Here is a 10,363-nt window from a genome sequence, read left to right as displayed (position 1 = left end):
GCCGCCAGAACCATCGATGAGCTTTGGAGGGCCATTGGCAGCATCTGCAAGCTCTTCTCCCCAGAGGAATGCTCCAACTACTTCACCGCAGCCGGATACGGATTCACTTGAGGGTGCGAGGCTCTAACTATCCGGAAGTGGCGGCTCTCTACTTCTGGCTCCCGGACAGTGCGCAGGGAACCCTGCAGAAGCGCACGAAGACCCTTCCCGAATTGAAGCCCCCCGGGTTACGTCCGTAGAGAACTGTAAAGTCTGAGGTGGGTAGCCGGCGCTCCGGCTCGGCAGAAGACGGTTCTGAGACGTTTTCACCGAAGGAGTGAAGGGAGAGTGACCTTGTCCGCCACGTCGTGACAATGTCAATGTGACCATGCCGTCATCAATCGAGCTGAATCGAGTTTACAGCAACTTTCGGACTTGACCGTGAGAATTGGGTGTCGATCTCAGCTGATCGCCCGGCGCGGATTGCGCGCTACGCCCTTGCAGCCGGTGGGATCGCCTGCACCACGCAGTATATGGATCCATGAATCCTGACTGAGACAAGCACGGCCTCGAAGTCGCCGTGTGTTGTGCTGCGGAAGTGGTAGTTTCGTGACTGACCGGAGTTTTCCCAGAAGCCGTCGGCCTTCAGTTGGGCTGTAAACGCTTCAAAGTAAGCATGTTGAAAAGCTGGCGTCTGGGACAACACCGAGCGTCCCTCCTCGAAACCGCTGGCGCCTGAAGCAGCGATGACATGGTCGTTCCCATCGCAGAGCAGCATTGGGTAGGGACTGAACCTGACGATACTCTTGAAGCCACTGAACGAGGAGATGTTCGCAGTTTCCGCGAGGTGTTCGATCTGCTGCTGCTTCTGAAGGGAGGGAATGACTGTGCCCTTTTCCCATCTTGAGATCGTTTCCTGGTTTGAATTCACCTCATTCGCGAACACGGCCTGGCTCCAGTTTCGCGCCCGGCGAATCGACTGGATGAGGCTTGACCAGTATCCCAGGCCTTCATCTGGATGATCGCTCATCGCGCACGTCCAGATTTCAAGTGATATGACACTGTCATGGCAAGCCTGCTACTCTTGAGGGTAAAACCGCACGCAAATGCACATCGGCACGTCAAAAACTCCCTCCGGAATCATATCGCGATCATAGGTGCAAGCTGCAGCGCAGTATAAAAACATACGCTCGTCCATCAAGCGGGTGGCGACAAAAATTGGAGAACAACAGATGCGTATTTTGATGCCCCTTTCCATCGCTGCCCTGACCCTCACGGCTGCCACGGCCATTGCCGGACAGGTCGAGTATGGCCATGGCGTGTTCTCACCCGAACAGGGCGTGATCTGTGATCGGGAAGCCAATTTCTGTGCCGATGGCACGGGCATTTCCGCGTCGTGGACGGACCAGTACATGGGCTCTGAAGCCGCCCGCAATCTTGGCGAAGTCGACACGACAGAATTCGTTCTTCAGAACGGCGTCATGTGCTCCGTCGAAACGCAGACCTGCGCCACGCATGGCAAGGTCAACAAGGCCAGCAAGAAGATCCAGAAGATGGTCTTCGGCAACTAGCGCGCGTTCCGGCCAGGTGGAATCACCTGGTCGAAAAAAACTGGCGGAAGACTAACATTTTGAGCATGATCTTATCGCAAAAGTGGTTTCCACTTTTGGCGATCATGCTCTCGACCGGCAGCAGTCCTCCTGGACTGCTGCCCACTCCTTGGAAAAACTGACAAGAAGGATTTGGATCAGATGATCAGGGCGACCATACCGTCACTCATTATCGGCCTGTGTCTGACAGCGGCACCCGTCAGCACATGGGCTGCCGAGCCGTTCAAGAAGACCTTGGAGCTTCAGGGCTTGTCCTTCGTTGTCGAGGCAACGAACGAGGGATCGATCAATCAATTGAAGATCACTCCGGCTGGTCTTGCGGAAGACAACACACCCGCCGACGCGGAAATCGAAGGCTCGGTCAGGGATGCGGAGATCGGCGATCTCGACGGCAATGGATTTCCGGAAGTCTATGTGTACGTGACATCCGCCGGAAGCGGCAGCTACGGATCACTGGTCGCCTACGCCGTGAACAACGGCAAGAGCATGACGCCAATCTACCTCCCCCCGATCACGGACGATGCAAAGGCCAGCAAGGGCTATATGGGGCATGATGAGTTCGCAGTGCTCGAAAACGTCCTCGGACGGCGCTTCCCGGTCTACAAGGAAGGTGATGCGAATTCCGAACCGTCGGGAAAGACACGTCAACTTCAGTACAAGCTCACACCGGGCGAGGCTGGGTGGGTCCTGCAGTTGAAGGATATCACTGAATTCTGACGGCCGGGAAACAAGCAGAAGGCCTCCAGACGATCGGACGGTCAAGCGAGATCACTGCAAGATTCTCGCTTCATCCATTCCGTCGCCCCAGCAAAAAACTCGGGTCCCGATTTTTCCCGGCGTGTGCTGCAGCAAAAGCTGGATGCCAGCTTTCGCTGGCATGACGGCGAGACTTGGGGGCGATGATCTCAATTGATCATCTGCCCCTTCAACTGCACGCGGGAAGTCTGCGCCTGCGAAAGGCGGATCAGCCTATCCTGCGCTTGGATCCTGCGTGCCGGACTGCTCCGGCAGGTGCATCTCGAGCGGGATCTGGTCTTCCGTGCCGTCGAGCGGTTCCTCGTCCGCGGTGAGTTCCTCACCGGTCCGCGGGATGGGGATGTCGAAGCCGGGCGGCAGGTTGGCGTCGAGGAGGCCTGCACCCTTCAGTTCCTGCAGGCCGGGCAGGTCAGCCACTTCGTTCAGGCCGAAATGGCTCAGGAAGGCGTCCGTCGTGCCATAGGTGACGGGGCGGCCCGGCGTCTTGCGCCGTCCGCGCATCCTGACCCAGCCGATCTCGAGAAGCTGGTCGAGGGTTCCCTTGGAGATCGCAACGCCGCGGATATCCTCGATCTCGGCGCGCGTCACGGGCTGGTGGTAGGCGATGATGGCGAGCGTTTCCATCGCCGCCTTGGAAAGCTTTCTCTGTTCCACCGTCTCACGCCGGAGGATGTAGCCGAGGTCATCCGCGGTGCGGAACAGCCATTTGCCAGCCACCTCAACCAGGTTCACACCGCGGTTGGCGAAATTGGACTGGAGGTCGGCGAGAAGCCCCGCAACGTCGGTGCCCTCCGGCAGGAAGCCCGCAAGGTGCGCGGCATCGACGGGCTCGGCGGTGGCGAACAGCACAGCCTCGACGATGCGCAGGTGCTGGTTGCGGTCGGCACGCGGGTGGCGGGTGATGCTCGCAACGGCGGCGGGCTCACCCGCTGCCTCGGCCTCATGTACGATCGCCTCTTCCACGTCCTGCGGGGCTTCCGCCGCGGCGGCCTGGGTCTGCATGATCATCTTCTCACTCCGTTACTGTCTTGGCGGCTCAAGCCGCATGTGCCCGCCGCTTGAGGTAGATCGGGCGGAAGGGCCCCTCCTGCCTCAGTTCCAGCAGGCCTTCGCGCGCAAGCTCCAGGCTTGCGGTGAAACTCGAGGCCGTCACCGACCGGCGCATGCCCGGCTCGGCCAGATATTGGGCCAGCCAGCTGTCAAACGTGCCCCAATCATCCATCACGCCGACGAGCCGCTCGAGCGCGTTACGGGCTTCCTTAATGGACCAGGTGGGATGACGCTTCGGCACATAGACCTGATGCACCATTTTCTTCTTGCGCCGCTCGGCATAGGCCTTGAGCAGGTCGATGAGATTGTCGCCGAACTCACGCCGCCGGTCGATCACCAGGGGCTCTGGCGCGCCGCGCGCGAACACGTCGCGGCCCAGCACGCTGCGCTTCATCAGGTTCTCGGCGGCGGTGCGCATGGCCTGCAGGCGCTGCAGCCGGAAGGCCAGACGCGCAGCGAGATCAGCGGGTTCCTGCTCCTCCTGGCCGGGCTGCGCGGGGATCAGCAGCCGCGACTTCAGATAGGCGAGCCATGCCGCCATGACCAGATAGTCGGCTGCCACTTCCAGCTGCAGGCGGCGCGCCTTCTCGATGAAGGCGAGATACTGCTCTGCAAGCTTGAGGATGGAGATCTGCTTCAGGTCAACCTTGTGGTGCCGGGCAAGTTCCAGGAGCAGGTCGAGCGGGCCTTCGAAGCCGCCCAGTTCCACGATCAGCGTCGTGGCATCGGGCACTTCGGCCACAGGCGCGCGCAGCGGAGCCTCCCCGTCGGGCCATGCCCCGGGCGGTGTTCCGATCAAGTCCTGCTGGTTCTGCGGGGCGCTCACGCGATTCTCATCCTCGTTCCGTGACCTCCCTGATACCAAGGGATGGTGGGTGATTCGCCCTCGGGACACAACTTATCCCCAGTTTCACCCGGCGAGCAGCGCAGCGAGATCCTTCAGCGCCTGCTTTCGGTCGAAGAGCTGGGGCTTTCTGGCTGACCTCAGGGCAGTGCGCGCCCTGCTCAGCGCCTTGCCCCTGAGAGGCCCGGCGGCGGCCACCACCTCTTCCATCTGGTCCATCACGCCATTGCAGTGCAGCACCAGGTCACAGCCAGCCGCGAGCGCCAGGCGCGTCTTTTCGGCATAGCTTCCCGAGAGGGCCTTCATGGACAAATCGTCTGTCATCAGCAGCCCCCGGAAACCGATCTGCTTGCGGATGACGCCGGAGATCACCTTCCGCGAAAGCGTGGCCGGCACCGCCTTGTCGAGGGCGGTGTAGACCACATGTGCCGTCATCGCCATTGGCGCGTCTGCGAAGGCTGCGAAAGGCGGAAAGTCGATGGCTTCGAGATCGGCACGGCTTGCATCGACGACGGGGAGTTCCAGATGGCTGTCGGCCTTCGCCCGCCCGTGTCCGGGAATGTGCTTGAGGACGGGCAGCACGCCGCCGTCCGCGAAACCGGCCGCATGGGCACGCGCCAGCGCCATGATCTGCTCGATACGGTCGGAATAGGCGCGGCTGCCGATGACCTCATGCGCGCCGGGCTGCGGCACGTCCAGCACCGGCACGCAATTGGCGGTAATGCCGGCGGCGATGAGGTCCTCCGCCATCAATCGCCCGACATTGCGGGCGCTGCGCAGGGCCGTGAGCGGGTCGCGCGCATAGGCCTCGCCATAGGCGCGCGCCGGGGGATACTGCCGCCAGGCATTGCTGGGGGGCCCGAGCCGCTGCACGCGGCCACCTTCCTGGTCAACGAAGACGGGTGCGTTGCGCCGCCCGACGGCAGACCGGAATTCATCCGTCAGCCGCTTCAGTTGCTCCGGCGACTGGCAGTTGCGGCGGAAGAGGATCAGGCCAAAGGGTTTGGCGCGTTGGAAGAACTGGATTTCGCCGGGGCTCAGTTCCGTGCCGCTGCAACCCAGAATGAAGGCGCCGATGGGGTTCGCCATGGGACGTCCGGGGTCAGCGTCCGCGCACGATGCAGTCGCTCTCGCCCGCCGTGATGAGCGCGCTGCACACCCGCGTCGCGGCGCTGCGCGAGGAAACAGGGCCCAGCCCCAGCTGGTAGCGCGTGCTGCCACCCACGCTCGTCTCGCGGATCTGCTGCGGCAGGCTCCCGACGACGCTGGGATAAAGGCTGCTGAGACGGGCATATTCCTTTTGCGCATCGGCTGCGCTGCGGAAGGAAGAAAGCTGAACGAGGAAACCTGAGCCCGCGGCGGGCTGGGATTCTGACGCGCTCTGCGCCGGGGCCGAGGGCTTTGGCGGCTCAACGGCGGCAACGCGTGTTTCAGGCGCGGCCGCCGGGGCTTCATTGCTGCCCGACCCGCGGAACAGGTCCATGATGGAGCGGGGCTTCTTCTCAGCTTGTGGCGCTGCGACTTCGGGTACAGCGGCAGGCTCGCTGGATGCGGTCTCCGTGCCCGTCGGAAAATCCTTCGAAGGGGGCACGAGAACCACCGGCACCGCGCCGAGGTTCTCCTCCGGAGGCTTCTTCTTTTCGGCGGGTTTCTTCTTGGGTGGCGGGGGCGGCGGAGGCTCCACTGCCTCGGCCTGCTGCTCAGGCTCGGATGCCTGCTGCGCCGCCGGTGCCGCCGGCGCCGTCTCCGGAACGACAGCCGCAATGCTGGCGGCTGGTTCCGGAGGCGGCGGCAGGGGCGCCACGCTCGCTGTCTCGGTCGTGGAGGGTGGCTCCGGAACAGGCAGCGAGGGCACCGCACTCGCCTCCTGCTCCAGCTGCGCGGCGGTGGCCGCGATCCGCTCCGTCGAAGACCGGCCGAGGTTGCCCTGCTGGTCGGCAGGCGGCAGCGGCAGTGGTGGCGGCTCATCGACGGAGGGCAGCCCCTCGCCGGTGCCCTGTGTGGCAGCATCCGGTACCGGGATCGGGTTCACGCCGCTGGCCTCCGGAACATCACCCACCGGCTGTGCAGCTGCGGGCGGAACCGGGATTTCCTCGGTCGATTCGATCTGGCCGCCGCCCAGGACCTCTTGATCGCCCACGATGCGGTCGTAGATCTGCTTCTTCTGGGCTGCAGGCTGCTCCGCGCCCGCTGCGGGCTCTTCGGGTGCAACCTTGGCAGGATCTTGCGGAGCGCTGACGACCGGCACGTCACCCGCGCCCATTCCCGGAACAGCAAGATCCTTCATGCCGGAATTGTAGTACCAGACAACACCGCCAGTGACGAGGGCGGCGGCCAGCAGGCCAAGCAGCAGAAGCCAAGGCCCGCCGGAACGGCGCTGGTCTTCCGCAAAGGCATCCTCCCCATCGCCATAGGCCGCCTGGTAATCCCTGGCGCTTGCCCGCTGGCGGGATCCGCCGTCATCCTCGAAGACCTCATCTTCGTCGTCACGCGCGCGGGCACGTGTCGGGCGCCCCAGCCGGGGCGGCTGGCGGCTCTCGTCGAAATCGCCGTCCGGATATTCACGCTGTTCAGACGGGCGCGGAAAGGACTCGAGCGCCGGGGGCGGACGGCGCGGCGCACTGCGGGCGGCGGTATAGGCGGCCGGCGCATCCGCACCGAAACCCGGGCGGCCTGGCGGCGGCTGGAGACGCGGCGGCGGCGCGTAATTCGCCGATGGATCGACCGGCCTGTAGGGCGGCTGCGGGCGGGCGCCCACACCAGCGGCCGAAGGGCGCAGGAAAGGTGGTTGTCCGGCACCCAGCGCGGGGCGCGGCGGTGTGAGCGGTGCGCCGGCTGCCCCCGAATAGCCCGGGCGGGAGGCGGCCGCGTCGCCAGCTGCGCGCATGTCACGCGGCGTGGCGGGATCATCGGCGAAACTGAACTTGGGGCGCGAACCGGGAGGCGGCGGCGGCACGGCTGCCCGCGCCTTGGGAGTTGCCTGAGGCGGCGGCGGCGGCGGGGTCCGCGGCGCTGCAGCGCTCGGGCGCTGTGCAGCGGGGGGCGGGTCGGCCTGGGCCGGCTTTCCTTCAGCACGGTCACGCGCGGCCTGAACACGCTGCTCGGCCAGCTTCTCGGCTGCGACGCGCTGCGCCCTCAGCTTGTCGGCCAGGGCATCCTGCGCGGCATTGTCAGGCGTGCGGGGTGTGGCGCGGGGCTGCGGCGGCGGCGGTGCTGCTGCCGGTCTGGGCTCTGGCGCGGGAGCCGATGCAGACGGCCTCGGCGCCCGTGGCGCCATTGGCGCGGGCGACGTGACCGTCTGGGCCCTGGAAGGGGCCGAGCCCGCATCCGGCCCGGCGGAGGCCTCGCGGAACTCGTCGGACAGCTTCGGCATTTCCTTTGCGCCTATTCCCAGGCGCTCACGCCAGTTTCGCTTGTCCAGCTCTGAGCCGTTGGTTGAATTTTGATCCATATGACCTTATCGCCTCTACATCTCTTCGGCGGGCCTCACCCCAAGGATCCGAAGGCCATTTGCCAGAACATATCTAATCGCCCGCAGGAAGGCGAGACGTGTTGTGGTCAGATTGACATCATCTTTCAAAATAAATCTTAATTGCGGCGAGTCTTTGCCCTTGTTCCAAAGCGCATGGAATTCTCCTGCAAGCTCAAAAAGATAGAAGGCGACCCGATGCGGCTCATGGGCGATGGCCGCCGCCTCGATCAGGCGCGGGAACTCCGCGATGCGCCGGGCGATCGAAAGTTCAGCCTCATCCGACAGCAGCGAGAAGTCCGGCGCCGCCGCGGGCGCAAAGCCTTCCTCTGCTGCATTGCGCATCACCGAGCAGGTCCGGGCATGGGCGTACTGAACGTAGAAGACGGGGTTGTCCTTGGACTGCTCGGTCACCTTTGCGAAGTCGAAGTCGAGCGGCGCCTCGTTCTTGCGGAACAGCATCATGAAGCGGACGACGTCCGGGCCCACCTCGTCAACCACGTCACGCAGCGTCACGAATTCGCCAGACCGCTTGGACATGCGCACGGGTTCTCCGGCGCGGTACAGCTTCACGAGCTGGCAAAGCCGGACGATCACGTCCACGCTGCCCTCTCCGGCCAGGGCGGCCGCCACCGCCTCGAGCCGCTTCACGTAGCCGCCGTGATCAGCGCCCAGCACATAGATCAGTTCCTTGTAACCACGGCTGATCTTGTTGCGGCTGTAGGCCACGTCGGAGGCGAAATAGGTGTAGGAACCGTCTGACTTGAGCAGCGGACGGTCGATGTCGTCTCCGAATGCGGTGGCGCGGAACAGGGTCTGCTCGCGGTCCTCCCAGTCCTCGGGCACCTCGCCCTTGGGCGGCGGCAGCGTGCCCTGGTAAACATGCCCCCTCGCCCGGAGGTCAGAAATCGCGTCCGCCACTTCGCCGGATTCATGGAGCGATTTCTCGGAGAAAAACACCTCCTGCCGGATGTTGAGATGCGCCAGATCCTCGCGGATCAGCGCCATCATCATCTCCATGGTGCGCGAGCGCACCAGCGGCAACCAGTCCGATTCAACCATCTGATTGAGGCGCCTGCCATATTCCCCGGCCAGCGCCGCCCCGACGGGCTTCAGATAGGAGCCGGGGTAGAGGCCCGCCGGAATCTCGCCGATCTCATCGCCCAGGGCCTCGCAGTAGCGCAGGTATGCGGAACGGGCCAGCACGTCCACCTGGGCGCCGGCATCATTGATGTAATATTCGCGGGTGACTTCGAAGCCGCTCTCGACGAGGAGCTGGGCCAGCGCATCGCCGAACACCGCGCCCCTGACGTGGCCGACGTGCAACGGTCCCGTCGGATTGGCGGACACATACTCGACATTGGCTTTCCTGCCCTGGCCGAGGTTGGAACGGCCATAGCCCTCGCCGAGCGCCAGCACGCTCGCCAGGACACGCGGCCACACCGACGGCTTCAACCTGAGATTGATGAAGCCAGGCCCTGCGATCTCGACAGAGGCAACGTCCGGATGGCCTGCAATCTGTGCGGCAATGGCCTCCGCCAGCACGCGCGGCGGTTTTCCGAAGGCCTTGTTCAGAACCATCGCCGCATTGGTGGAGATGTCGCCATGTGCCGGGTCGCGCGGCGGCTCGGCCGTGACCCGCGACAGGTCGGGCCGTTCAGCCATGCCCTGCTCCGCCGCGACTGCCGACACGGCGCCGCCGATTGCAGAGAGGAACTCCGAAAACAGGTTCATGTCGACAGTTAAACCGTTGAACTCACGCCACGACTTGCCCCTAGCGGAAAAGCGGATCGAGGTCAAACAGCCTCTTGTACTGCTCGAGCGCGTAGCGGTCCGTCATGCCGGCGATGAAGTCACACACCTGGCGGGCATAGCGGGCGGTGTCCGCAAGGTCGGCCTCCTCCCGCCAGTTCTGCGGAAGAAGCTTGGGGTCATTCATGTAGGCATCGAACAGCGCGCGCACCACGCGGCGCGCCCTGTCCATGATTTCCTCAATTTTTTCATGACGGTACATTCTTTTGTTAAGAAATGACTGCAGCTTTTGGTTGCTGTCTCCCATCGGCGGGCTGAAATTGACGAGCGGCTCCTCCAACCCGCGCACGCCGGCAACCGATTGGGGTTTCAGCCGCGCCGCACAGGCGCCGGTCTCGCGGATGACGTCCGTTATCATGGCTGACATCACCCGCCGCACCGTCTCGTGCACGGCGCGGTCATGCTCAAGGTCGGGGTAAAGCCGCACCACCTCAGCCAGCGCCTCCCCCGCCAGCGGAACGTCACCGAGGTCGATCAGGTCGAAAAGGCCAGCGCGCAGGCCATCGTCAATGTCATGGGCGTTGTAGGCGATATCGTCCGAGATCGCCGCCACCTGGGCTTCCGCGGACGCGTAGGAGTGGAGTTCAAGGTCGTGGTACGCGGCATAGTCGAGGATCGCCTCGGGCAGGCCATGCTCACGGTAACGGCCGACGGGGTCGCCTTCCCGGTTCACCAGCGGGCCGTTGTGCTTGACCAGCCCCTCGAGCGTTTCCCATGTCAGGTTCAAACCGTCAAAGGTGGCATAGCGCTGTTCGAGCCGCGTCAGGATGCGGAGCGACTGGGCATTGTGGTCGAAGCCTCCGAAAGGCCGCATCAGAAGATCGAGCTCCCGCTCGCCGGCAT

Annotated in this window: 9 protein-coding genes; 2 read left to right on the top strand and 7 right to left on the bottom strand. The window is 64.1% G+C overall.

Features of this window, described 5'->3' with window-relative positions; translation table 11 throughout:
* Window positions 1-469 precede the first annotated feature (469 nt).
* Window positions 470-1,009, bottom strand: a complete 540-nt coding sequence (locus tag ACILRA_RS13610; RefSeq protein ID WP_395662637.1) for a multiprotein-bridging factor 1 family protein — start codon at window positions 1,007-1,009, stop codon at window positions 470-472.
* A 202-nt stretch (window positions 1,010-1,211) separates the two neighbouring features.
* Between ACILRA_RS13610 and ACILRA_RS13605 the strand changes: the two genes are divergently transcribed.
* Window positions 1,212-1,550 carry a YcgJ family protein gene (locus ACILRA_RS13605; protein ID WP_395662636.1) on the top strand — a complete coding sequence of 113 codons (339 nt, stop codon included), beginning with the start codon at window positions 1,212-1,214 and terminating at the stop codon, window positions 1,548-1,550.
* A gap of 180 nt (window positions 1,551-1,730) precedes the next feature.
* Window positions 1,731-2,306, top strand: coding sequence for a PliI family lysozyme inhibitor of I-type lysozyme (locus tag ACILRA_RS13600; protein ID WP_395662635.1), 576 nt, complete (start codon window positions 1,731-1,733; stop codon window positions 2,304-2,306).
* 252 nt (window positions 2,307-2,558) lie between these two features.
* Here the strand turns inward: ACILRA_RS13600 and scpB are convergent, their stop codons facing one another.
* The 6 genes from scpB to ACILRA_RS13570 all read right to left on the bottom strand — a co-directional run.
* A complete protein-coding gene (scpB, locus tag ACILRA_RS13595; RefSeq protein ID WP_395662638.1) occupies window positions 2,559-3,347 on the bottom strand; it encodes an SMC-Scp complex subunit ScpB in 789 nt (262 codons plus the stop codon).
* Window positions 3,348-3,381: 34 nt separating this feature from the next.
* Window positions 3,382-4,221, bottom strand: a complete 840-nt coding sequence (locus ACILRA_RS13590) for a segregation and condensation protein A (RefSeq protein ID WP_395662634.1) — start codon at window positions 4,219-4,221, stop codon at window positions 3,382-3,384.
* Window positions 4,222-4,305: 84 nt separating this feature from the next.
* Window positions 4,306-5,328 (bottom strand): beta-N-acetylhexosaminidase, encoded by a 1,023-nt coding sequence (nagZ, locus tag ACILRA_RS13585; protein WP_395662633.1) that lies wholly within the window; start codon window positions 5,326-5,328, stop codon window positions 4,306-4,308.
* A gap of 13 nt (window positions 5,329-5,341) precedes the next feature.
* Window positions 5,342-7,612, bottom strand: a complete 2,271-nt coding sequence (locus ACILRA_RS13580) for an SPOR domain-containing protein (RefSeq protein WP_395662632.1) — start codon at window positions 7,610-7,612, stop codon at window positions 5,342-5,344.
* 93 nt (window positions 7,613-7,705) lie between these two features.
* Entirely contained in the window at window positions 7,706-9,442 is a 1,737-nt protein-coding gene (gene argS / locus ACILRA_RS13575) for an arginine--tRNA ligase (protein ID WP_395662631.1), read from the bottom strand.
* Window positions 9,443-9,482: 40 nt separating this feature from the next.
* A partial coding sequence (locus tag ACILRA_RS13570; protein WP_395662630.1) for a deoxyguanosinetriphosphate triphosphohydrolase family protein occupies window positions 9,483-10,363 on the bottom strand: 881 nt, incomplete at its 5' end.

The sequence above is a fragment of the Aestuariivirga sp. genome, assembly GCF_044239095.1.
GTDB lineage: Bacteria > Pseudomonadota > Alphaproteobacteria > Rhizobiales > Aestuariivirgaceae > Aestuariivirga.
The sequence above is the reverse complement of the archived record's forward strand: the minus strand, read 5'-3'. Positions and strand labels throughout refer to the sequence as shown.